Below are 23560 nucleotides of genomic sequence, written 5' to 3'. Positions count from 1 at the left end.
TGCGACCTACAGAAATTAATAAGTAATCCGTGCGTTAACGTATGATTGTTTACCCTTTTATAGATGACAGTTTATGCGTCATTCGTTAAAGTTTTCGGTCAATCTGCACTTTTGTATATCAGTTTGTTTTCTTGCTCGGGAGAAGCATGTCGGGATCCAATTCAGCAATAAGCCGCCGCCGTTTGTTAAAAGGGGCCGGGGCAATGTGGTTGCTTAGCGTCAGCCAGGTCGGTCTTGCCGCCACGAGTCAGGTGGTGGCGGTGCGCGTCTGGCCGTCGTCGACCTATACGCGCGTGACGGTTGAATCCAATCGCGTGCTGAAATATAAGCAATTTGCCCTCAGCAACCCTGAACGCGTGGTGGTGGATCTCGAAGGGGTGAACCTCAACTCCGTGCTGAAAGGCATGGCGGCGCAGATCCGCGGTGACGATCCGTTTATTAAATCGGCGCGCGTCGGTCAGTTTGATCCGCAAACCGTGCGCATGGTGTTTGAGCTTAAGCAGAACGTTAAGCCGCAGCTGTTCGCCCTGGCGCCCGTCGCGACGTTTAAAGAGCGTCTGGTGATGGATCTTTACCCGGCGAATGCGACGGATATTCAGGATCCGCTTCTCGCCCTGCTGGAGGATTACAACAAAGGCGATCTTCAGCGTCAGGTGCCGCCTGCGCAAAGCGGCCCGCAGCCGGGGAAAGCAGGGCGCGATCGTCCGATTGTGATCATGCTCGATCCCGGCCACGGCGGCGAAGACTCCGGTGCGGTGGGGAAATATCATACGCGTGAAAAAGACGTGGTGCTGCAAATTGCCCGTCGTCTGAAGGCGTTAATTGATAAAGAGGGCAATATGCGCGCCTACATGACGCGCAATGAGGATGTCTTTATCCCGCTGAAGGTGAGGGTGGCGAAAGCGCAGAAGCAGCGTGCCGATCTGTTCGTCTCGATCCATGCGGATGCCTTTACCAGCCGCCAGCCGAGCGGCTCGTCGGTGTTTGCGCTCTCAACCAAGGGTGCGACCAGTACCGCGGCGCGATACCTTGCGGACACCCAGAACGCCTCGGACCTGATCGGTGGCGTGAGCAAAAGCGGCGACCGCTACGTCGACCACACCATGTTCGACATGGTGCAGTCCCTGACCATTAACGACAGCCTGAAGTTTGGTAAAGCGGTGCTGGGCAAGCTGGGGAACATCAATAAGCTGCACAAAAACAGTGTTGAGCAGGCCGGGTTTGCGGTGCTGAAGGCACCGGATATCCCGTCCATTCTGGTAGAAACCGCGTTTATCAGTAACGTTGAAGAAGAGCGTAAGCTCAAGACGGCAAAGTTCCAGCAGGAGGTGGCGGAGTCGATTCTGGCGGGGATACGGGCGTATTTCTCAGACGGGGCGACGCTGGCGCGGCGCGGGTAGGTTTTTAGCCGGGTGAAATGCCCGGCAAATTCACAAACGACAGATACAAAAAAACACCCTTAAGGGTGTTTATTGTTTTTAGAAGTGTTGGTTGCGGGGGCCGGATTTGAACCGACGACCTTCGGGTTATGAGCCCGACGAGCTACCAGGCTGCTCCACCCCGCGTCCGTGGAAGCGCACTATACTCGGATAGGTTTGTGATGCAACCCCTTTTTCACATAAATCATTAACTTTGTATGTAAAGTGAACGGCATTGCGACATTTAGACTATTTTTTGCTCTGAATTTGCCAAAGGGCATGCGATCGCATTTCATTCGCTTTGTCGGTTTGTTATCTTCATCACGCGGAAATGGGCAACTTAAAGACGAGATATAATGAAAGGACGTTGGGCGAAGTATCTGATGGCGGGCGCAATGGTAGCGATTCTTGCGGCCTGTTCTTCCAAACCGACCGATCGCGGTCAGCAGTATAAAGACGGGAAGTTATCCCAGCCTTTCTCTTTAGTTAATCAGCCTGACGCCGTTGGCGCGCCGATCAACGCCGGTGATTTCTCCGAGCAGGTCTACCAGATCCGCAATGCGTCGCCGCGTCTGTATAGCACACAGAACAATGTTTATAGCGCGGTACAGGACTGGCTGAAGGCGGGCGGCGATACGCGCAACATGCGCCAGTTTGGTATTGATGCCTGGCAAATGGAAGGGGCGGATAACTACGGCAACGTCCAGTTCACCGGCTATTACACGCCCGTGGTTCAGGCGCGACACACGCGCCAGGGCGAGTTCCAGTACCCTATCTACCGTATGCCGCCAAAACGCGGCCGTCTGCCGTCCCGCGCCGAAATCTACGCCGGTGCGCTGAGCGAAAACTACGTCCTGGCCTACAGCAACTCCCTGATGGATAATTTCATCATGGACGTGCAGGGCAGCGGCTACATTGATTTTGGCGACGGTTCACCGCTTAACTTCTTCAGCTATGCCGGGAAAAACGGCCATGCCTACCGCAGCATCGGTAAGGTGCTGATTGACCGCGGCGAAGTGAAAAAAGAAGATATGTCGATGCAGGCGATCCGCGAGTGGGGCGAAAAGCACAGTGAAGCCGAGGTGCGCGAACTGCTGGAGCAGAACCCATCGTTCGTCTTCTTCAAGCCGCAAAACTTCGCCCCGGTGAAAGGGGCCAGCGCCGTGCCGCTGATTGGCCGCGCGTCGGTGGCATCGGATCGTTCTATCATTCCTGCGGGTACCACGCTGCTGGCGGAAGTCCCTCTGCTCGACAACAACGGCAAGTTCAACGGCAAATATGAGCTGCGTCTGATGGTAGCCCTGGATGTGGGCGGAGCGATTAAGGGACAGCACTTTGATATCTATCAGGGCATTGGCCCGGATGCTGGTCACCGTGCAGGCTGGTATAACCACTACGGACGCGTATGGGTGCTTAAGGCCGCGCCGGGCACCGGAAACGTATTCAGCGGCTGATTGTGGTATTCTGAGCGCAATACGGATTACTGTTCAGGGTGAGGAAAACCTCACCCTTTTTACATCTGAGGTTTTATGTCTGTGGTAATCAGTGATGCCTGGCGCCAGCGTTTTGGCGGCACGGCACGTCTCTATGGTGAAAAAGCCCTGCAGCTGTTTGCGGATGCGCACGTCTGCGTCGTGGGCATTGGTGGTGTCGGCTCCTGGGCGGCGGAAGCGCTGGCGAGAACCGGGATTGGCGCAATCACGCTGATTGATATGGATGACGTTTGTGTGACCAACACTAACCGTCAGATCCACGCCCTGCGTGATAACGTCGGCCTGGCGAAGTCCGAGGTGATGGCGGAGCGCATTCGCCTCATCAATCCGGAGTGTCGGGTGACGGTGATCGATGACTTTGTGACGGCAGATAACGTCGCGGAGTACATGAGCAAAGGCTACAGCTATGTGATTGACGCCATCGACAGCGTGCGGCCTAAAGCGGCGCTGATCGCATACTGCCGTCGTTACAAGGTGCCGCTGGTCACGACTGGTGGCGCGGGCGGGCAAATCGATCCTACGCAGATCCAGGTTGCCGATCTGGCGAAAACCATTCAGGATCCGCTGGCTGCCAAGCTGCGTGAACGCCTGAAGAGCGACTTCAATGTGGTGAAGAACAGCAAGGGCAAGCTGGGCGTCGACTGCGTGTTCTCCACCGAAGCGCTGGTCTACCCGCAGGCGGATGGTTCAGTTTGTGCGATGAAAAGCACGGCGGAAGGGCCAAAACGCATGGACTGCGCGTCAGGCTTTGGGGCGGCCGCCATGGTAACCGCCTCTTTTGGCTTTGTGGCGGTCTCTCACGCCCTGAAGAAAATGATGGCGAAGGCGGAACGTCAGGCCTGAGCCTGACGTGCGGCGTCCAGCACCGCGTCGCTGAGCGCGATCAGGCCCTGACCGCGCGAGGCGCTAAGCTGTGCGCGCAGCCCCAGCTCGTCGAACAGCGCCAGCGGCGAGTGCGTTAACAATTCCGCCGCGCTTTTCCCCTCAATGGCGGTTAACAGGACCGCCAGCAGGCCCCGGACGATGCGCCCTTCGCTGTCGCCGAAGAAATGCAGCTTCTCGCCGGAGACGCTCACGCCCAGCCAGACACGGTTTTCACAGCCCGCAATCTCTTTCGCCTGCGCTTTAAGATCGTCGGAAAGAGCTGGGAGCTGTTTACCCATCAGGATCAGCTGACGATATTTATCTTCCCACTGCTGGAGCGGGGCGAAGGTCTGTTTTAAGGTCTCTTCAGTGATGACCGTGCCAAACGGATGTCCGGCTAAAGCAGCGCTAGTCATTAATCCACCAGTATTTCAAGGGCGCGGTCAACGGCGCTAACCAGCGCGTCGACATCGCTTTGGGTATTATACGGCGCAAACGAGGCGCGCAGCGTACCGCTGACGCCGAGCGCCGCCAGCAGCGGCTGGGCGCAGTGCTGTCCTGCGCGCAGGGCAATGCCGTATCCGGCCAGCAGCGTCACCATATCGCTATGATGCACGCCAGCAAAATCAAAGGCGAGCAGGCTGGAATCCTGAACGCGGAACGAGCGGAAACCCGGGCGTTTTTTCAGTTCTTCCTCTGCCAGCGTCGCCAGCCCTCGGCTCCAGCTTTCCGCCTGAACCGCGTCCGTTTCCGCCAGCCATTCAAGTGCGGCGCTCAGGCCGATGACCCCGGCCACGTTCGGCGTGCCCGCTTCCAGACGGTAAGGCACCTTCTGCGTTTTAAAACCGTCGAAGGTCACCTCGGTAATCATTTTGCCGCCGCCGAGCCACGGCGTCATTTTTGCCAGCAGTTCTGGCTTACCGTACAGCGCGCCAATCCCGGTTGGCCCGTAGAGCTTGTGCCCGGAGAAGGCGTAGAAGTCGATATCCAACGCCTGCACATCAGCGGGGAAATGAACCACGCCCTGAGCACCGTCGACCATCACCACCACGCCGCTGGCATGGGCAATCTCAATGGCGCGAGCCAGATCCGGACAGCCGCCGGTGACGTTGGACATCTGCCCCAGCGCCAGAATACGGCTGCGGGGGGTAATCAGCTCAGGGAGACGGGCCACGTCAGGCAGAAAGTCTGCACTCAACGGGAGCTTAATAACGCGCGCGCCCGTTTGCTCAGCCACCATCAGCCACGGCACCAGGTTAGCGTGGTGCTCTGCTTCGCTGACAATGATCTCGTCCCCTGGCTGCAGCAGCGGGCGGGCATAGCTCTGGGCCACCATATTGATGGCTTCGGTCGTGCCGCGCGTCCAGACGATATTTTTCCCGCTTTCGGCATTGATCAGGCGTGCAACCTGATCGCGTGCGGCTTCATAGCGCGCGGTCAGGCGCTGCGCTTCGGCAAACTGGCTGCGATGTACGTTGCCGGCGCTCAGGCTGTAGAACTGCTGCGTGGCCTCGATCACCGCCTGGGGCTTCAGGGCCGTGGCGGCGCTATCAAGATAAATACCGGCATCGGCCAGCGCCGGAAACTGTGCGCGAAACTGCGCAGGACTGAAAGCGTTCATGGAATTCCTCGTGTCGATAGAGAGATCGTCGCGCAATTTCTGCGGCAGGGCAAGGAGGTTGATATCTATCAGATTTGTCTGCTTATCCTGGCGACCTCGAAAAAGCAGGTTATGCTAAATAGTGTTAGGCGGATGTTTTAGCCTGTTATAAATCGAGGTTTGAATAGCATTAATTGCTAAAGGAGAATAATCATGAATAAGACAGCTGCAATCATTTCTGCCTGTGCGTTTACTTTTGCCCTGAGCGCCTGTTCTGGTAACAACTACGTGATGCACACAAACGATGGTCGTTCTATCGTTTCGGAAGGGAAACCGACTACCGATAACGATACCGGGATGATTTCGTACAAAGATGCTAACGGGAACAAGCAGCAGATCAACCGCACGGACGTGAAAGAGATGAAAGAGATCGAGCATTAACCGATCGCAGGCGAAAAAAAAGCACCGCAAATTGGCGGTGCTACATTAATCACTATGGACAGACAGGGTAAATGTACAGGAAGTGAAAAATTGGTAGCGTTGCTACCGTGGTCTGAATCGCAGACCAATTGCAAACACAACAACACAACATCACAACCGTAAGCCAAAAGCCCTTCAGAACACGCATTCCGAAAAAAGCTCTTCGTTCCGGCTCAGGAAGTGCCGCCACTATAGGTATTTGCTGGTAGTTCCTCAACGGACAAATTATAATGGCTCAGATAAAAAAAACTAATAGGTTAAACGTTGTTTCCTGTTTGTTAAATTCCGTTAACATCTAAGCCAGATAACCATGTCAAAGCGATTGCCACCCCTTAATGCATTACGCGTTTTTGATGCAGCAGCACGTCACCTGAGCTTCACCCGTGCGGCAGATGAGCTTTTTGTGACACAGGCCGCAGTAAGTCACCAAATCAAGTCCCTGGAGGATTTCCTGGGCCTTAAGCTGTTCCGCCGACGCAATCGTTCCTTGCTGTTGACCGAAGAGGGGCAGAGCTATTTTCAGGATATTAAAGAGATTTTTTCCCAGCTCACGGAAGCCACGCGTAAGCTGCAGGCCCGCAGTGCAAAAGGTGCCCTGACTGTTAGTTTATTGCCCAGTTTTGCCATTCAGTGGCTGGTGCCAAGACTCTCAAGCTTTAACTCAGCTTATCCGGGGATCGACGTTCGAATCCAGGCGGTGGATCGTCAGGAAGACAAGCTGGCCGATGATGTGGATGTCGCCATTTTTTATGGTCGCGGCAACTGGCCGGGCTTGCGTGTCGAGAAATTATACGCAGAATATCTGCTGCCGGTCTGTTCGCCTCTGCTTTTAACAGGCGACAAGGCGCTGAAAACACCCGCTGACCTGGCGCAGCATACGCTTTTACATGATGCCTCTCGCCGCGACTGGCAAACTTATACCCGTCAATTAGGTCTTAGTCATATAAACGTGCAGCAGGGCCCCATTTTTAGCCATAGTGCGATGGTGCTACAGGCTGCCATTCACGGACAGGGCGTGGCGTTGGCGAACAACGTGATGGCGCAGTCCGAAATTGAGGCAGGCCGTCTGGTTTGCCCTTTTAATGATGTACTGGTCAGCAAGAATGCATTTTATCTGGTTTGTCATGACAGTCAGGCAGAACTGGGTAAAATAGCCGCCTTCCGGCAGTGGATACTGGCGAAAGCGGCAAGCGAGCAAGAAAAATTCCGCTTCAGGTATGAACAATAACGTTTGTGTGCCGGGCACGCATTAATTCAGGACTTAAACATGACCAGCCGATTCATGCTGATTTTTGCCGCTGTGAGTGGCTTTATTTTTGTTGCACTGGGCGCCTTTGGCGCGCACGTATTGAGCAAGTCTTTGGGCGCCGTCGAGATGGGCTGGATCCAGACCGGCCTTGAATACCAGGCGTTTCATACGCTGGCTATTTTTGGGCTGGCGGTAGCGATGCAGCGCCGGATAAGCATCTGGTTTTACTGGAGTAGCGTATTTATGGCGCTGGGTACCGTGCTGTTTAGCGGCAGCCTTTACTGTCTGGCCCTCTCGCATTTGCGCCTGTGGGCGTTTGTTACACCTGTCGGCGGCGTGAGCTTCCTGGCGGGTTGGGTATTAATGTTTATCGGAGCTATCCGTCTGAAACGCAAGGGCGTTGTTCATGAATAAGGTTGTTTTATATTGTCGCCCGGGGTTTGAGAAAGAGTGCGCCGCGGAAATTACCGATAAAGCGGCGAAGCGCGAAGTCTTCGGCTTTGCTCGCGTAAAAGAAAATGCGGGCTATGTGGTATTCGAGTGTTATCAGCCTGAAGACGCCGACAAGCTGGCGCGCGAGCTGCCGTTCAGCTCGCTGATTTTCGCCCGCCAGATGTTCGTCGCGGGTGAGTTGCTGAAAGATCTTCCGCCGGAAGATCGCATCACGCCGATTGTGGGCATGCTGCAGGGCGTGGTGGAGAAGGGCGGCGACCTGCGCGTTGAGGTTGCCGATACCAACGAAAGCAAAGAGCTGATGAAGTTTTGCCGTAAGTTCACCGTGCCGCTGCGCGCAGCGCTGCGTGACGCGGGCATACTGACAAACTACGAAACGCCGAAGCGTCCGGTGGTACATATCTTCTTTATCGCACCGGGCTGCTGCTATGCGGGCTATTCGTACACCAATAACAATTCGCCATTCTTTATGGGCATCCCGCGCCTGAAGTTCCCGGCAGATGCGCCGAGCCGTTCAACCCTGAAGCTGGAAGAGGCGTTTCACGTTTTTATCCCGGCTGATGAGTGGGACGAGCGTCTGGCTAACGGCATGTATGCCGTCGACCTTGGCGCGTGCCCGGGCGGCTGGACCTATCAGCTGGTGAAACGCAACATGTGGGTGTCGTCTGTGGATAACGGCCCAATGGCGCAAAGCCTGATGGACACTGGACAGGTCACCTGGCTGCGAGAAGACGGTTTCCGCTATCGCCCAACCCGCAACAACATCTCGTGGATGGTGTGCGACATGGTGGAGAAGCCGGCGAAAGTGGCCGCGCTGATGGCCTCCTGGCTGGTGAACGGCTGGTGCCGTGAGACAATTTTCAACCTCAAGCTGCCGATGAAAAAGCGCTACGAGGAGGTATCCCAGAACCTGGCCTACATTCAGGCACAGCTGGATGAGCACGGTATTAACGTGGAGATCCAGGCGCGTCAGTTGTACCACGACCGCGAAGAGGTGACGGTACACATCCGTCGCTGGTGGGCGGCTGTAGGCGGACGTCGCGACGAGCGATAGTGCGTGCTTTGTTTTGCCCGGTGGCGCTGCGCTTACCGGGCCTACAAAACGGTGTTGACGTTTTAACGTTCTAACCGCAACTGCTGTAAATTCCCGTCCAGCTGTAAATCTGTCTGTAGCGTCGCCACCTCGCGGCAGATAAACGCCATCTCTTTATGCGCCTCCAGCTTCTTGCGCCACTTTTCTGGCACCTCATCCAGACGGGCGTAAATCCCTTCCAGACTCTGAAAATCGGTCAGCAACTGGGCGGCGCTCTTTGGTCCAATACCGGCGACACCTGGAACCTTAGAGCTGCTGATGCCTGCCAGACCCCAATAATCCGGCAGTTGCTCAGGCAAGACGCCGAACTCGCTGGCAATAAACGGCGCGTCCAGCCAGCGTTTTTGAAAATAGTCGCGAATGCGGATAGTTGGGGAGAGCAGCTGGCAGTAGCCTTTGTCAGTTGAAACGATAGTGGCCTGATGCCCGGCACTTGCCACTTTTACGGCCAGGGTGGCCGCGAGATCGTCGGCTTCATTGCCCTGTGCACCCCAGCAGGGGACGCCACGCTGCTCAAAGGCGGCACGCAGGGCGGGCATTTCGGCATGCAGATCGTCCGGCATCGGTGCGCGTCCGGCTTTGTAGTCGGGCAGGCGCTGATGTCGCCAGCCGCTGTTGCGCGCTTCGTCATCAAACACGGCCACGACGTGCGTCGGCTCGCTGTGGCGAATAAGCTGCTCCAGCGCGTGCAGGCAGGTGTCCTTGCAGGGCGTGCCTTGTACCGCATGGATTCGGCGAATCAGATTGAGCGCGTCGACGATAAGCAAATGAACAGCCACAGATATTCTCCCTTAAATCTAATGGGTAAAGGGTATCACTGTCGGCAGGATGAAACGAATAGCGTGAGGGAAAACAGGAAGAAGCCTCGCAAAACGAGGCTTCCTCAGAGGCTTAATCGCAGGTTACGATCTTCATCGCCAGGCCGCCGCGAGAGGTTTCGCGGTATTTGGCGTTCATATCTTTACCGGTTTCGTACATGGTTTCGATAACTTTATCGAGACAGACGCGCGGCTCACTGGTGCGGCGCAGCGCCATACGCGCCGCGTTCACCGCCTTGACGGAGGCGATGGCGTTACGCTCGATGCACGGCACCTGTACCTGTCCGGCAACCGGATCGCAGGTTAGCCCCAGGTTATGTTCCATGCCGATTTCCGCAGCGATGCAGACCTGCGCCGGGCTTGCGCCCAACAGTTCCGCCAGGCCCGCCGCCGCCATGGAACATGCCACGCCGACTTCGCCCTGACAGCCTACTTCCGCACCGGAAATGGAGGCGTTCATCTTGTACAGAGAACCAATCGCGCTGGCGACCAGCAGGTAGCGCGCCAGGGAGTTAGCGTTCACTTCACGGATAAACTTGTCGTAGTACGCCAGCACGGCCGGAACGATACCGCAGGCACCGTTGGTTGGCGCCGTGACGACGCGGCCCCCTGCGGCGTTCTCTTCGTTCACCGCCAGGGCGAACATGTTGATCCAGTCGACGACGGCCATCGGGTCCGTTGTCGTTTTGTCGGTGCTCACCAGCATACGACGCAGCGCCGCCGCACGACGCGGTACGCGAAGCTTGCCCGGCAGAACGCCTTCGGTGGTGATCCCGCGCTCAATGCCGCCGCGCATCACTTCCCAGACGCTAGCGAAGTGCTGTTCCAGCTCCTCTTTGCTGTGAAGGGCCAGTTCGTTTTTCATCATCAGGCCAGAGAGGGAAAGCCCCGTCTCGTGGCAGTGGCGCTGGAGATCTGCCGCGGTTTTGTACGGATACGGCACCTCAACAGAAGAGGTGGTGGTTTGACCAAAGTGGTCTTCGTCGACGATAAAGCCGCCGCCGATGGAGTAATACGTCTGGCTGTAAACCGCTTTGTCGCCGGCCAGCGCGGTAATGCGCATGCCGTTTTCGTGCAGCGACAGGTTGTCCGCATGGAAATTCATGCAGTGGTCAACCGGGAATTCAACCTCATGCTCACCGTTTGCCAGCAGCAAACGACCGTGGGTGTTCACGTCCTGGATGAAGCCAGGGATCGCGTCAATATCAACGGTATCCGGCAGATTTCCCGCCAGGCCCATGATAATGGCGATATCGGTATGGTGGCCTTTCCCGGTCAGGGAAAGCGAGCCGTACACATCGACAACCACGCGGGTGATGTCGTGCAGAATGCCGCGTGCAATCAAGTCATCCGTGAACTGCTTACCGGCTTTCATTGGTCCGACAGTGTGAGAGCTGGAAGGACCAATACCGATTTTGAAAATATCGAATACGCTAATCATGATGCGTCCATTGCTTTCAGTCAGAGGGGGAGGAGTGCGCCGCCCGAAGGCGGCGCGGGCGTTCATCAGAACATAGTGTACAGGGAGTAGAAGATCGCAGAGATAGCGATAAGGCCCATGATAACCACAAACACGTTGCTGACCTGGCCGCTGTACTTGCGCATGGCAGGCACTTTCTGAATCGCGTACATCGGCATCAGGAACAGAATCATCGCGATAACCGGGCCACCCAGGGTTTCAATCATGCCCAGGATGCTTGGGTTCAGGGTCGCTACCGCCCAGGTGGTGAGCAGCATGAACAGTGCAGTGATTTTGTTCAGCTTGTTGATTTCAATGCTCTTGCCTTTACCGCGCAGAGATTTAATCACCATACCGTTGAAGCCTTCACGCGCGCCCAGGTAGTGGCCCAGGAAGGATTTGGTGATGGCGATCATCGCGATGATCGGTGCCATCCACGCAATCAGCGGTGCGTTAAAGTGGTTCGCCAGGTAAGACAGAATAGAGATGTTCTGTTCTTTCGCTGCCGCCAGGTCCCCCGGGGAGAGGCTCAGTACGCAGCTGAAGACGAAGAACATCACGGTCAGCACCATCATCACGTGAGCGCGGGCCAGGATGCTGGAGCACTTCTTCTCTGCACCATTACCGTACTCTTCGCGTTTCGCCACGGCGAAAGAGGAGATGATTGGGGAGTGGTTGAAGGAGAAGACCATTACCGGGATCGCCAGCCACAGGGTCATCAGCAGGCCGTTACCGGTCGCAGACGCGCTGCTCAGGGACAGGGTTTCCAGCGCTGCACCGTTCCACTGTGGAATCAGGTAGCAGGCCAGCAGCATCAGCGCAGCCACAAACGGGAAGACCAGCACGCTCATGGCCTTAACAATCATCTGCTCGCCGAAGCGCACGATGGTCATCATGCCGACGATCAGGATCAGAGACAGAATGGCACGCGGTGGCGGCGTCATGTGCAGCTGGTGCGTCATGAAGCTTTCAACGGTGTTGGTGATCGCCACGCTGTAGACGAGCAGGATTGGGTAAATCGCGAAGAAGTAGAGCAGGGTAATCAGTTTACCTGCGCCAACGCCGAAATGTTCTTCAACCACTTCGGTGATGTCTTCGCCCGGGTTTTTACCGGACAGCACGAAGCGGGTCAGCCCGCGGTGTGCGAAGTAGGTCATCGGGAAGGCGATGATGGCCATGATGATCAGCGGAATCAGACCGCCGACGCCTGCGTTGATAGGAAGGAACAGTACACCAGCGCCGATTGCCGTGCCGTAAAGGCCCAGCATCCACATGGTATCCGTTTTGCGCCAACCACTTCGGGATTCAATCGAAGCAACGGTGCTGGTTTGAGTGGTTTCCATCTGTATCTCCTGGAGGAAGCAAATTGTCAGGTTTTTAGTCAAATCCGATGAAAAAGTGCCTGACGGTAATATGAAATTCGTTCAGTGACGGTTTTTTAATAATTTTCGCCCGTAACTATTGGCGGGCGGAAAGATACATTCTCGTTATGAATCTATCAGTGATCGCGATCCCAAATGCAATAATCCACTTATGATGTGGGCATCTTTAGACCATTTATCTGTTAAAAAAACATCAAATAGAATTTACGGGCGCGAAGGCTACCACCAACGACATGTGGGCTAAAAGAGCGGCCCGCAATATAGGTGTCTTCCGCTGTAAAGATATGGGTTTTTAGGATTTTCTTGCGGGTAATTTAGTTTAAGGCTGATAAGTTACGGTTGTTAAATGGAGGTAATCGATTGCGTTCGCCGTAAGTTTGTTAAAGTTATAAGTGAGGCCTATGAATTGATTCGGTAATAAAAAAGCCGGGACCCGCTACAGGGTGCCCCGGCTTTGAGGAGAAGAAACTGAGCGTTACGTGCAGATTTCGTAGCACGGAATGTAGGCTGAACCCGGCAACTTCATGCGGTGTTGAGCCACAAAGCCCTGAAGCATGTCGTCCATACGGCGCATCATCTCCGGGTCGCCGTGGATCTTGTACGGACCATACTGCTCAATCGCGCGGATGCCCATCTCCTTCACGTTGCCCGCCACAATCCCGGAGAAGGCGCGACGCAGGTCGGCGGCCAGCACTTCCACCTGCTGGTCCGGGTAAAGTTTCAGGTTCGCCATATTTTCATGGGTCGGCTCGAACGGGATCTGCAGGTCAGGCGCAATACGGATTGACCAGTTAAAGCTGTACGCATCACCGGTATCACGACGATTCTCTTTCACCAGCGGCATCGCTTTTTTCATCTGGCGCGCCACTTCCGCCGCATCATCAATGATGATGCGATAGTGACGACGCGCGGTTTCTCCCAGCGTATGCACGATAAACTCGTCCAGCACGCGGAAGTAGTCGGCGCTCTCTTTCGGGCCGGTCAGGATCAGCGGTAGAACCTGATCTTTGTTGGCCGGGTTCATCAGAATCCCCAGCAGATAGAGCAACTCTTCCGCCGTTCCCACGCCGCCCGGGAAGATGATAATCCCGTGAGCGATACGAACAAACGCCTCAAGACGCTTCTCGATATCCGGCATGATAATCAGCTCATTGACCAGCGGGTTAGGCGGCTCAGCGGCGATGATTGACGGCTCGGTCATGCCGATAAACCGCCCCTCTTTGTAACGCTGCTGCGCATGACCCACGGCTGCACCTTTCATTGGTGCTTCCATTGCACCCGGACCACAGCCGGTACAGATATTCAGCTCGCGCAGGCCAAGCTGCGTTCCGACCCGACGGGCATAGAGATATTCGGTTTCGTTAATCGAGTGGCCGCCCCAGCAGACGACCATGTTTGGTGCTTCGCCAACGTGCAGGGCGCGGGCGTTGCGCAGAATAGAGAACACCAGGTTGGTGATATGAACGGAGCTTTCCAGGTCGAGATGCTGGAAGCGGCCCGCGTTGTGAATCTGCCCGTTAACAAACAGGATGTCGCGCAGGACGGCAAACAGGTTGGCCTGAAGGGAACGAATGATACGTCCGTCGACAAAGGCCTCTTCCGGCGGGTTGATCACTTCCAGTTTAACGCCACGCTCGCGGCGCAGCACGTTAATATCAAAGCTTTCGAAGCGGGACAGCAGTTCTTTACTGTTATCTGTCAGGCTTCCGGAGTTCAGTACGGCAAGTGAACAGTTACGAAACAGTTGATAAAGATCGCTGCTGGCCGTGCGTTTAAGCATGTCCACTTCCAGCTGCGACAACATATCCATTGAGCCAAGCGGGCTAATATGTGTAATCAAGTGAGCTCCTTATGGGACGATTATCGTCATTCCCTTTGATTACAATAGCCCTGGCGCGTGACGTTTCACAACACTTCGGCGGAATACCGCACGCATATTGTGAAAATATTTATATTATTGACGCACCAGCCGGCCCGTTGCTGGCACAAAATCGGTGTTGGTGCGCCACGGGTTGATGTCCAGCCCGCCACGGCGGGTATAGCGCGCGTAAACGCTCAGTTTCTCCGGCTGGCAGAAACGCTGAATATCGTTAAAAATACGCTCCACGCACTGCTCGTGAAATTCGTTGTGATGGCGGAACGACACCAGATAGCGCAGCAGTTTTTCCCGGTCAATTTTCGGGCCGCGGTACTGGATCTGCACCGAACCCCAGTCCGGCTGGTGGGTAATCAGGCAGTTGGACTTCAGCAAATGGCTGACGAGCGTCTCTTCAACCACTTTTCCGCTCGCCGCGTTTTCGAGGTAATCGGCGCTGAATTCATAATTCTCCACCTCGATGTCCTGCTCGTCGATGCAGGTTCCGTGGAAGTGGGCGATGGGCTGTCCTTCCAGCTCGTGCAGGCGGTATAACGAGACGGACACGTTCCCCTGCGCGCAGGCGGCTAAATCCCGCTCCAGCGTTTGCTGAACCTCGTCCCAGCTGTTGAATCGGGTCTGGTTGAAGCTGTTGAGATAGAGCTTAAAGCTTTTGGATTCCACCAGGTTCACGCTGGCATAGTCCAGCTCAACGTGGCCCACGGCCACCTGCGGCAGACCGCGCGCGTTAAGCCAGGAGAGTTCGTACAGCGTCCAGATATCGCCGCCGACAAACGGCAACGCGTCCGCATGCAGTCCAAGAGGATCGCGGTTCAGGCTGCGCGGCACGCCCTGCAGCAGGCTTGCATCGTAGGTATCGCGGTAATCGGTCGATTTACCCAGCGTTAGGCCGGTTAACGCCTGATGATTTTCGTAAGACATGTTTCATAGCCACTTTACAGGTACACTTATGGGCAGAGTTTATCCTGTCTTACAAGAAGAGAGAAATCGGTGGACATCGAAACTGCAAATGCCCTTACTACCTTCACAACCCGCTATTGCGACGCGTGGCATGAAAAGCACGGAACATGGCCGCAAAGCGCTGATTTATATGGCGTGCCGTCGCAGTGCATTATCTCTTCGCAGGATGACTATGTTATCTGGCAGCCGAAGCCCAATACCGCTGAGCAAAATGTAAATGCGGTTGAACGGGCTATGGACCTTGTGGTACAACCAGCGGTTCACGCGTTTTATGCCACGCAGTTCGCAGGGGATATGCCCGCGCGCTTGGGTGATTTGACGCTGACGCTGTTGCAGACCTGGAGCGAAGACGATCTGCAGCGTGTTCAGGAAAACCTGATTGGTCATCTGGTCACGCAAAAACGCCTTAAGCTTTCTCCGACGCTCTTTATTGCCACGCTGGACAGCGAACTGGATGTGATATCCGTCTGCAACCTGTCCGGGGAAGTGATTAAAGAGACCATCGGTACCCGCAATCGCGAAACGCTCGCCCCCTCTCTTGCGGATTTCCTTACCCGGCTTGAGCCGCTTCTGTAATCCATGATGCTACGACGCGTGTGAGAGATCTCTTACAAGGTTTGTGAGAGATCGCTGGATCATTCAGTATTGCCTTATTTAATTCAGATTAATATCACTCTGTTTTTCAAAGAATTAGTTGTTCATCGCATCTTTTTTAGGGATTTCTTACGGCTTACAGTGCTGCAAGGGTGGGTTGTAAGACGAAGCGGAATAGCGGATTCTATCTCCGTCGGCAGGACGCCGACACGAGAAACGAACATCAGGATGATGGCGTTTCTTACTCAGGACACGTCAGGATGGCGCTGCAGGAAGGCTTCAGGATGAAGCAAAAGGATAACGCAGGACGCGTAAGGGACACCTCCAGGAAGGAGAACGAGAACCGAACAGGATGGTCGGTGGGTCAGGAAGGCCAGGACGTTTCAGGATGAAACAAACACGTCAGGAAGATGTGTGCAGGATGCAAAAGGTATAAGGATGACCAGGCCTTCGGGCATCAGGAAAAGTTGTCACGGAAGAGCAGGGAGCACGAATTGTAGCTGGAATGCTGCGAAACGAACCGGGAGCACTGTTTTTACAGTGCTCCCTTTTTTATTTCTGTCTTCCGCAATGCTATGCTGCGCGCCGTTCACTTTTTCAGTTGAGGTTACTATGACGCAACACGATAGCGTTCGTGCTCAGTTGCACGCCATCGAAGCCCTTTTGCGCCAGCATCAGCTGTGGCAGGAGACCGCGCCGAATCCGGAAGCGTTTGCCAGTACCCAGCCATTCTGCCTGGATACGCTGGCACCGTTCGAGTGGCTCCAGTGGGTATTAATTCCGCGCATGCACGCGCTGCTGGAAGGCGGTCATCCTTTGCCGCAGGCGTTCGCCGTTTCTCCCTACTATGAAATGGCGCTTGAGGCGACGCACCCTGCGCGCGATGTGATGCTGGTTGAGCTGGAAAAACTGGACGCCCTGTTTGCCGGTGAAGAGGCATGACGCTGGAAATCCTCTATCAGGACGAGTGGCTGGTGGCGGTGAATAAACCGTCTGGCTGGCTGGTGCACCGCAGCTGGCTGGATCGCGATGAGAAAGTGGTGGTGATGCAAACCGTGCGCGACCAGATTGGTCAGCATGTGTTTACCGCGCACCGCCTCGACAGACCGACTTCCGGCGTGCTGCTGATGGGGCTTTCCAGCGAGGCGGGCCGCCTGCTGGCGCAGCAGTTCGAACAGCACCAGATCCAGAAGCGCTACCACGCGATCGTTCGTGGCTGGCTGACCGAATCCGCCACGCTGGACTATCCGCTGGTGGAGGAGCTGGACAAAATCGCCGATAAATTTGCCCGAGATGACAAAGGCCCGCAGCCCGCGGTGACGGATTATCGCGGCATGGCGACAACGGAAATGCCGGTAGCAACCAGCAAATTCCCCACCACACGCTACAGCCTGGTTGAGCTTTTGCCCAAAACCGGACGCAAGCACCAGCTTCGCCGCCATCTTGCGCACCTGCGCCACCCGATTATTGGCGACAGCAAGCACGGCGATCTGCGCCAGAACCGCAGCGCGGCAGAGCATTTTGGCTGTAACAGACTGATGCTGCACGCCAGCGAGCTTAGCCTGACTCACCCGTTTACCGGTGAACCACTGATTATTCGTGCCGGGCTGGACGACGTCTGGACGCAGGCGCTGTCACAGTTTGGCTGGCGGGGACAACTCCCCGAAAATGAAAGGGTTGAGTTTGTATCAGGCAACGTTCAGGATGAACGGTAAGCGCAATAATTACGGGAGCAAAGCATGGCTGAAGTAGGCATTTTTGTCGGCACAATGTACGGCAACTCGCTGCTGGTAGCGGAAGAGGCTGAGGCGATTTTGACAAGCCAGGGCCATAAAGCCACGGTCTATGAAGACCCGGAGCTGGCGGACTGGGAAAAGTATAAAGATAAATACATTCTGGTAGTGACCTCCACCACCGGTCAGGGCGATCTCCCGGACAGTATCGTGCCGCTTTTCCAGGGCATTAAAGATCGGCTTGGCTACCAGCCGGACGTTCACTACGGCATTATTGCCCTTGGCGATAGCTCTTACGCCAACTTCTGCGGCGGCGGCAAGCAGTTCGATGCGCTTCTTCAGGAACAGAGCGCCCAGCGCGTCGGCGAGATGCTGCTGATTGATGCCGGTGAGCATCCTGAACCCGAAAGCGAGTCGAACCCGTGGGTTGAACACTGGGCAACGCTTCTTAAATAGTTTCGTAGGCCGGGTAAGGCGTAGCCGCCACCCGGCAACAAAGCCGCATTAAATCCTCAATTCCGTGAAGTATCTTCCACTGCTTTGGGCTTATGCCTCAAACCACGTTCCCCACACTCCTCAATGTTGTGTTTCTGCACGGTGAGCGAACCTGTCACTCCTTCATATACTTTTCCGGTCACAATAAAACGGCTTCAGGCCGTACTAAAACGACAAAACTTATCTCATTCTGATTACCCTACCGGTGCTGTACAGAATGAACAGGCGAAAGCTATGTTTCAGGAGTGCAACAATGAGTACATTAAGCCACGCAGCGAGCAGCGCTGAAAAGCGCACTAATGCCCGCTACTGGATAGTGGTGATGCTGTTTATCGTCACGTCCTTTAACTATGGTGACCGCGCCACGCTGTCGATTGCCGGCTCGGAGATGGCAAAAGACATCGGCCTTGATCCGGTGGGCATGGGTTACGTTTTCTCTGCATTCTCGTGGGCCTACGTCATCGGCCAAATTCCTGGCGGCTGGCTGCTGGACCGTTTTGGCTCTAAACGCGTCTATTTCTGGTCCATCTTTATCTGGTCTGCTTTTACCCTTTTGCAGGGTTTCGTCGATATCTTCAGCGGCTTTGGCATTATCGTGGCGCTCTTTACGCTGCGCTTTCTGGTAGGCCTGGCGGAAGCCCCTTCCTTCCCGGGCAACAGCCGCATTGTCGCGGCCTGGTTTCCTGCGCAGGAGAGGGGAACAGCGGTGGCAATTTTTAACTCTGCCCAGTATTTCGCGACGGTGATCTTTGCGCCCATTATGGGCTGGCTGACGCATGAGGTGGGCTGGTCGCACGTCTTCTTCTTTATGGGCGGGCTTGGGATCGTCATCAGCTTTATCTGGCTGAAAGTGATCCACGAACCGAATCAGCACCCTGGCGTGAACAAGAAGGAGCTGGAATACATTGCTGAGGGCGGGGCGCTGATCAATATGGATCAGAAATCTGACAAAGCAAAAGTCCCCTTCAGCCAGAAATGGGCGCAGATCAAGCAGCTCGTCGGCTCGCGCATGATGATCGGTATCTATCTCGGCCAGTACTGTATCAACGCCTTAACCTACTTCTTTATCACCTGGTTCCCGGTTTATCTGGTGCAGGCGCGCGGCATGTCGATCCTCAAAGCGGGGTTTGTTGCCTCGGTCCCGGCAATCTGCGGCTTCATCGGCGGCGTGCTTGGCGGGGTCATTTCCGACTGGCTGATGCGCCGCACGGGTTCGCTGAACATCGCGCGTAAAACGCCGATTGTGCTCGGCATGCTGCTCTCCATGACCATGGTGTTCTGTAACTACGTCAGTGCCGAGTGGATGATTATCGGCTTTATGGCGATGGCCTTCTTCGGCAAAGGGATTGGCGCGCTGGGCTGGGCGGTGATGGCGGATACGGCACCGAAAGAGATCAGCGGCCTGAGCGGCGGTTTGTTCAATATGTTCGGCAACGTTTCCGGGATTGTTACACCTATCGCTATCGGCTACATCGTCGGCACCACGGGGTCTTTCAACGGCGCGCTGATCTACGTTGGTGTGCATGCCCTGGTGGCGGTGCTGAGTTACCTGGTGCTGGTGGGCGATATTAAACGCGTTGAACTTAAACCTGTCGTGGAGCGCGGATGATGACAACACAATCAAGCCCTGTCGTCACGGAAATGAAAGTTATCCCGGTGGCCGGTCAGGACAGCATGCTGCTCAATATTGGCGGCGCGCATAACGCATGGTTTACCCGCAATATCGTGGTGCTGACCGATAGTGCAGGCAACACCGGGGTAGGTGAAGCCCCCGGCGGGGAAGTGATCTACCAGACCCTGGTAGAGGCAATTCCACAGGTCGTGGGCCAGGAAGTGGCTCGTCTGAACAAGGTGGTTCAGCGGGTGCATAAGGGCAATCAGTCGGCGGACTTTGATACCTTCGGCAAGGGCGCGTGGACGTTTGAACTGCGCGTCAATGCGGTCGCCGCCCTGGAAGCGGCACTGCTGGATTTACTCGGTAAAGCCCTTAACGTTCCGGTCTGCGAACTGCTGGGGCCGGGCAAACAGCGCGATGCGGTCACCGTGCTGGGCTATCTGTTCTACGTTGGCGATCGCAATAAAACCGATCTCCCCTATCTGGCTCGTTCACCGGGTGACCACGACTGGTATCAGCTGCGCCATCAGGAAGCGCTCTCCGGCGAGGCGGTGGTCCGGCTGGCTGAAGCTGCTCAGGATCGCTACGGCTTTAAGGATTTCAAGCTGAAAGGCGGCGTGCTGCCCGGCGAGCAGGAAATTGAAACAGCCCGGGCGCTGAAAAAACGTTTCCCGGAGGCGCGCATCACCGTCGACCCGAACGGCGCCTGGCTGCTGGATGAGGCGATTAGCCTGTGTAAAGGTCTCGGTGACGTGCTGACCTACGCGGAAGACCCGTGCGGCGCCGAGCAGGGCTTCTCAGGCCGCGAGGTGATGGTCGAATTCCGCCGCGCAACCGGGCTGCCGGTTGCGACCAATATGATCGCCACCAACTGGCGCGAAATGGGCCACGCGGTGATGCTGAACGCCGTCGACATTCCGCTGGCAGATCCGCACTTCTGGACGCTCTCCGGCGCGGTTCGCGTGGCGCAGCTGTGCGATGACTGGGGCCTGACCTGGGGCTGCCACTCCAACAACCATTTCGATATCTCGCTGGCAATGTTTACCCACGTTGGCGCGGCGGCGCCGGGTAACCCGACCGCCATCGACACCCACTGGATTTGGCAGGAAGGCGAAGCTCGCCTGACGAAAAATCCGCTGGAGATCAAAAACGGTAAAATTGCCGTACCCGATGCGCCGGGGCTGGGCGTGGAGCTTGACTGGGATCAGGTTCATCAAGCCCATGAGGCGTATAAAAAGCTACCGGGCGGCGCACGTAACGACGCGGGCCCGATGCAGTACCTTATCCCCGGCTGGACATTTGACCGTAAGCGCCCTGTTTTTGGACGTCACTGATAAAAGGATTACACGATGAGTACTTTTACGACCCCTGTCGTCACCTCCATGCAAATCATTCCGGTCGCAGGTCATGACAGCATGCTGATGAACCTGAGCGGGGCGCATGCGCCGTTCTTCACGCGCAATATTGTCATTATCAAAGACAATGCCGGCCATACCGGCGTGGGTGAAATTCCAGGCGGGGAGAAGATCCGCAAAACGCTGGAGGATGCCATTCCGCTGGTGGTGGGCAAAACGCTGGGTGAGTACAAAAATGTCCTCAACACCGTGCGCAACACCTTTGCCGATCGCGATGCCGGCGGCCGCGGTCTGCAAACCTTCGATTTGCGCACCACTATCCACGTGGTGACCGGCATTGAAGCCGCGATGCTGGATCTGCTGGGCCAGCACCTGGGCGTTAACGTCGCGTCGCTGCTGGGCGAGGGCCAGCAGCGCAGTGAAGTGGAGATGCTCGGCTATCTGTTCTTTGTCGGCGACCGCAAGCTGACGCCGCTGCCGTATCAGAGCCAGCCAGATGACAAATGCGACTGGTACCGCGTTCGTCACGAAGAAGCGATGACCCCGGATGCGGTGGTGCGGCTGGCAGAAGCCGCGTATGAAAAATATGGCTTCAATGATTTCAAACTGAAAGGCGGCGTGCTGGCGGGGGAAGAGGAGGCGGAAGCCATTACCGCGCTGGCAAAACGTTTCCCGCAGGCGCGCGTGACGCTGGATCCGAACGGCGCGTGGTCGCTTGATGAAGCGATCAAAATTGGTAAGCAGCTCAAGGGCGTACTGGCCTACGCCGAAGATCCATGCGGGGCTGAGCAAGGCTTCTCGGGCCGCGAAGTCATGGCGGAATTCCGTCGCGCTACGGGGCTACCGACCGCGACCAATATGATCGCCACCGACTGGCGTCAGATGGGTCACACGCTCTCTCTGCAATCGGTGGATATCCCGCTGGCGGACCCGCACTTCTGGACAATGCAGGGCTCGGTTCGCGTGGCGCAGATGTGCCACGAGTTTGGCCTGACCTGGGGTTCGCACTCCAACAACCATTTTGACGTGTCGCTGGCGATGTTTACCCACGTGGCCGCCGCCGCGCCGGGCACCATTACCGCTATCGACACGCACTGGATCTGGCAGGAGGGTAACCAGCGCCTCACCAAAGAGCCGTTTGAGATCAAAGATGGCATGGTGCAGGTGCCGTCCACGCCGGGGTTGGGCGTTGAGCTGGATATGGATCAGGTAATGAAAGCACACGAGCTGTATCAGAAACACGGTCTGGGCGCGCGCGACGACGCGATGGCGATGCAGTACCTGATCCCTGACTGGACATTCGACAATAAACGTCCGTGCATGGTACGATAAACGCATTGGGACCGCTCCCATGAGCGGTTTCCTACGTGGTGTATGCTTAACGTAACGACTATGCGTAAGGATGGCTTATGAAAATTGTTATCGCACCGGACTCGTATAAGGAAAGTTTGAGTGCGCTTGAGGTTGCGACAGCGATCGAGCGCGGTTTTCGCGAGATTTTCCCTGAGGCGGAGTACGTCAAACTGCCGGTCGCTGATGGCGGTGAAGGCACGGTTGAGGCGATGATCGCGGCAACCCGGGGACGCATTGTGCACGTTCCGGTGACCGGTCCGCTGGGCGAGCGCGTGGACGGATTTTATGGAATATCCGGTGACGAGCAGAGCGCCTTTATTGAAATGGCGGCGGCAAGCGGTCTGGAACTGGTAGCCCCTTCACTGCGTGACCCTCTGAAAACGACCTCCTGGGGCACGGGGGAACTTATCCGCCACGCGCTGGATGCGGGCGTTAAGCATATCATCATCGGTATCGGCGGCAGCGCCACCAATGACGGCGGCGCCGGGATGGTGCAGGCGCTGGGGGCGAAGCTGCTGGACGACAATGAACAGCCGCTGGGGCAGGGCGGGGGCGAGCTGGATAAGCTTGCGCGGATCGACCTGAGCGGCCTCGACCAGCGTCTGGCGGAGTGCCGGATAGAAGTCGCCTGCGATGTGACGAATCCGCTCACCGGTAAGGATGGCGCGTCAGCGGTATTTGGCCCGCAAAAGGGCGCTACACCCGAGATGATCGTCACCCTGGACAACGCGCTTGCGCACTATGCGAGAGTCATTGCCCGGGATCTGGACATTGATGTGCTCAACCTTGCTGGCGGCGGTGCGGCGGGTGGCATGGGCGCGGCGCTCTACGCTTTTTGTGGCGCGCAGTTGCGCCAGGGCATTGAGATTGTGACCGATGCGCTACACCTGGCCGACCAGGTGGCCGATGCGGATCTGGTGATCACCGGGGAAGGCCGTATCGACAGCCAGACGATCCACGGCAAAGTGCCGGTAGGGGTGGCGAAAGTGGCGAAACGCTTTAATAAGCCCGTTATCGGCATTGCAGGCAGCCTGACGGCGGATGTTGGCGTGGTACACGATCACGGCTTAGACGCGGTGTTTAGCGTGATCTACACCATCTGCTCGCTGGAGGACGCGCTGGAAAATGCCAGCGCGAATGTACAGATGGCTGCAAGGAATATCGCGGCGGTGCTGAAAGTGGGGCAGGGGATGTAGTTCTCCCTCTCCCCGTGGGAGAGGGGCGGGGTGAGGGCATCAGGCCGCACCCGCAATCGTAGGCCCGGTAAGGC

General features: G+C 56.3%; 22 protein-coding genes and 1 tRNA gene. 15 read left to right on the top strand and 8 right to left on the bottom strand.

Going from position 1 to position 23560, the window contains the following annotated elements; genetic code table 11:
- Positions 1-146 precede the first annotated feature (146 nt).
- The gene (amiC, locus tag IM314_RS06460) at positions 147-1400 is read left to right on the top strand and encodes an N-acetylmuramoyl-L-alanine amidase AmiC (RefSeq protein ID WP_014885071.1); all 1254 of its coding nucleotides are present in this window, start codon (positions 147-149) and stop codon (positions 1398-1400) included.
- A gap of 88 nt (positions 1401-1488) precedes the next feature.
- Here amiC and IM314_RS06455 read toward each other — a convergent pair.
- Positions 1489-1565: transfer RNA gene (locus IM314_RS06455), tRNA-Met, on the bottom strand.
- Between the two features lie 209 nt (positions 1566-1774).
- Here IM314_RS06455 and mltA point away from each other — a divergent pair.
- A complete protein-coding gene (gene mltA, locus IM314_RS06450; RefSeq protein WP_193358433.1) occupies positions 1775-2872 on the top strand; it encodes a murein transglycosylase A in 1098 nt (365 codons plus the stop codon).
- Between the two features lie 75 nt (positions 2873-2947).
- Positions 2948-3754: a tRNA cyclic N6-threonylcarbamoyladenosine(37) synthase TcdA gene (gene tcdA, locus IM314_RS06445; protein WP_193358432.1), complete on the top strand. Its 807-nt coding sequence runs from the start codon at positions 2948-2950 to the stop codon at positions 3752-3754.
- Here the strand turns inward: tcdA and csdE are convergent.
- Together csdE and csdA are read right to left on the bottom strand one after the other, a co-directional pair.
- The gene (csdE, locus tag IM314_RS06440) at positions 3745-4191 is read right to left on the bottom strand and encodes a cysteine desulfurase sulfur acceptor subunit CsdE (RefSeq protein ID WP_193358431.1); all 447 of its coding nucleotides are present in this window, start codon (positions 4189-4191) and stop codon (positions 3745-3747) included. The genes tcdA and csdE overlap by 10 nt on opposite strands.
- Positions 4191-5396 (bottom strand): cysteine desulfurase CsdA, encoded by a 1206-nt coding sequence (csdA, locus tag IM314_RS06435; protein WP_193358430.1) that lies wholly within the window; start codon positions 5394-5396, stop codon positions 4191-4193. Before csdA ends, csdE begins: the two co-directional genes overlap by 1 nt.
- Before the next feature lie 192 nt (positions 5397-5588).
- On the opposite strand from csdA, the gene IM314_RS06430 reads away from it, so the two are divergent.
- From IM314_RS06430 to rlmM, 4 genes are all read left to right on the top strand, one after another.
- Entirely contained in the window at positions 5589-5816 is a 228-nt protein-coding gene (locus tag IM314_RS06430; RefSeq protein WP_008499648.1) for a YgdI/YgdR family lipoprotein, read from the top strand.
- A gap of 349 nt (positions 5817-6165) precedes the next feature.
- Positions 6166-7083 (top strand): glycine cleavage system transcriptional regulator GcvA, encoded by a 918-nt coding sequence (gene gcvA, locus IM314_RS06425; protein WP_014885066.1) that lies wholly within the window; start codon positions 6166-6168, stop codon positions 7081-7083.
- A 39-nt stretch (positions 7084-7122) separates the two neighbouring features.
- Entirely contained in the window at positions 7123-7518 is a 396-nt protein-coding gene (locus tag IM314_RS06420; RefSeq protein WP_028014272.1) for a DUF423 domain-containing protein, read from the top strand.
- The gene (gene rlmM, locus IM314_RS06415) at positions 7511-8611 is read left to right on the top strand and encodes a 23S rRNA (cytidine(2498)-2'-O)-methyltransferase RlmM (protein WP_028014271.1); all 1101 of its coding nucleotides are present in this window, start codon (positions 7511-7513) and stop codon (positions 8609-8611) included. Before IM314_RS06420 ends, rlmM begins: the two co-directional genes overlap by 8 nt.
- A 62-nt stretch (positions 8612-8673) precedes the next feature.
- Here rlmM and xni read toward each other — a convergent pair whose 3' ends face one another.
- The 5 genes from xni to queF form a co-directional block, all read right to left on the bottom strand.
- Entirely contained in the window at positions 8674-9429 is a 756-nt protein-coding gene (xni, locus tag IM314_RS06410; RefSeq protein ID WP_028014270.1) for a flap endonuclease Xni, read from the bottom strand.
- A 112-nt stretch (positions 9430-9541) separates the two neighbouring features.
- Positions 9542-10909 (bottom strand): L-serine ammonia-lyase, encoded by a 1368-nt coding sequence (locus IM314_RS06405; RefSeq protein WP_041908398.1) that lies wholly within the window; start codon positions 10907-10909, stop codon positions 9542-9544.
- Between the two features lie 65 nt (positions 10910-10974).
- Positions 10975-12270 carry an HAAAP family serine/threonine permease gene (locus IM314_RS06400; protein ID WP_041908400.1) on the bottom strand — a complete coding sequence of 432 codons (1296 nt, stop codon included), beginning with the start codon at positions 12268-12270 and terminating at the stop codon, positions 10975-10977.
- 514 nt (positions 12271-12784) lie between these two features.
- On the bottom strand, positions 12785-14149 hold the full coding sequence (ppnN, locus tag IM314_RS06395; RefSeq protein ID WP_193358429.1) for a nucleotide 5'-monophosphate nucleosidase PpnN: 1365 nt from the start codon (positions 14147-14149) through the stop codon (positions 12785-12787).
- 114 nt (positions 14150-14263) lie between these two features.
- On the bottom strand, positions 14264-15106 hold the full coding sequence (gene queF, locus IM314_RS06390) for an NADPH-dependent 7-cyano-7-deazaguanine reductase QueF (protein WP_028014267.1): 843 nt from the start codon (positions 15104-15106) through the stop codon (positions 14264-14266).
- A gap of 69 nt (positions 15107-15175) precedes the next feature.
- Here queF and syd point away from each other — a divergent pair, with 69 nt between their 5' ends.
- The 8 genes from syd (at position 15176) to IM314_RS06350 (ending at position 23486) form a co-directional block, all read left to right on the top strand.
- Positions 15176-15721, top strand: coding sequence for a SecY-interacting protein (gene syd / locus IM314_RS06385; protein WP_193358428.1), 546 nt, complete (start codon positions 15176-15178; stop codon positions 15719-15721).
- 630 nt (positions 15722-16351) lie between these two features.
- Entirely contained in the window at positions 16352-16681 is a 330-nt protein-coding gene (locus IM314_RS06380; protein WP_028014265.1) for a YqcC family protein, read from the top strand.
- Complete coding sequence (gene truC / locus IM314_RS06375) at positions 16678-17454, top strand: tRNA pseudouridine(65) synthase TruC (protein ID WP_060572251.1); 777 nt, start codon at positions 16678-16680, stop codon at positions 17452-17454. Before IM314_RS06380 ends, truC begins: the two co-directional genes overlap by 4 nt.
- Before the next feature lie 24 nt (positions 17455-17478).
- Complete coding sequence (locus tag IM314_RS06370) at positions 17479-17928, top strand: flavodoxin (RefSeq protein WP_028014263.1); 450 nt, start codon at positions 17479-17481, stop codon at positions 17926-17928.
- A 292-nt stretch (positions 17929-18220) separates the two neighbouring features.
- Positions 18221-19576 (top strand): galactarate/glucarate/glycerate transporter GudP, encoded by a 1356-nt coding sequence (gene gudP / locus IM314_RS06365; protein ID WP_041908405.1) that lies wholly within the window; start codon positions 18221-18223, stop codon positions 19574-19576.
- Entirely contained in the window at positions 19576-20916 is a 1341-nt protein-coding gene (locus tag IM314_RS06360) for an enolase C-terminal domain-like protein (protein ID WP_193358501.1), read from the top strand. Before gudP ends, IM314_RS06360 begins: the two co-directional genes overlap by 1 nt.
- Before the next feature lie 15 nt (positions 20917-20931).
- A complete protein-coding gene (gene gudD, locus IM314_RS06355; RefSeq protein WP_193358427.1) occupies positions 20932-22269 on the top strand; it encodes a glucarate dehydratase in 1338 nt (445 codons plus the stop codon).
- Positions 22270-22346: 77 nt separating this feature from the next.
- Positions 22347-23486: a glycerate kinase gene (locus IM314_RS06350; protein ID WP_193358426.1), complete on the top strand. Its 1140-nt coding sequence runs from the start codon at positions 22347-22349 to the stop codon at positions 23484-23486.
- The last annotated feature ends 74 nt before the right edge of the window (positions 23487-23560 follow it).

The organism is Enterobacter cloacae complex sp. P42RS (assembly GCF_014930595.1).
Lineage (GTDB): Bacteria > Pseudomonadota > Gammaproteobacteria > Enterobacterales > Enterobacteriaceae > Enterobacter > Enterobacter bugandensis.
This window is presented reverse-complemented; position numbering and strand designations above follow the sequence as displayed.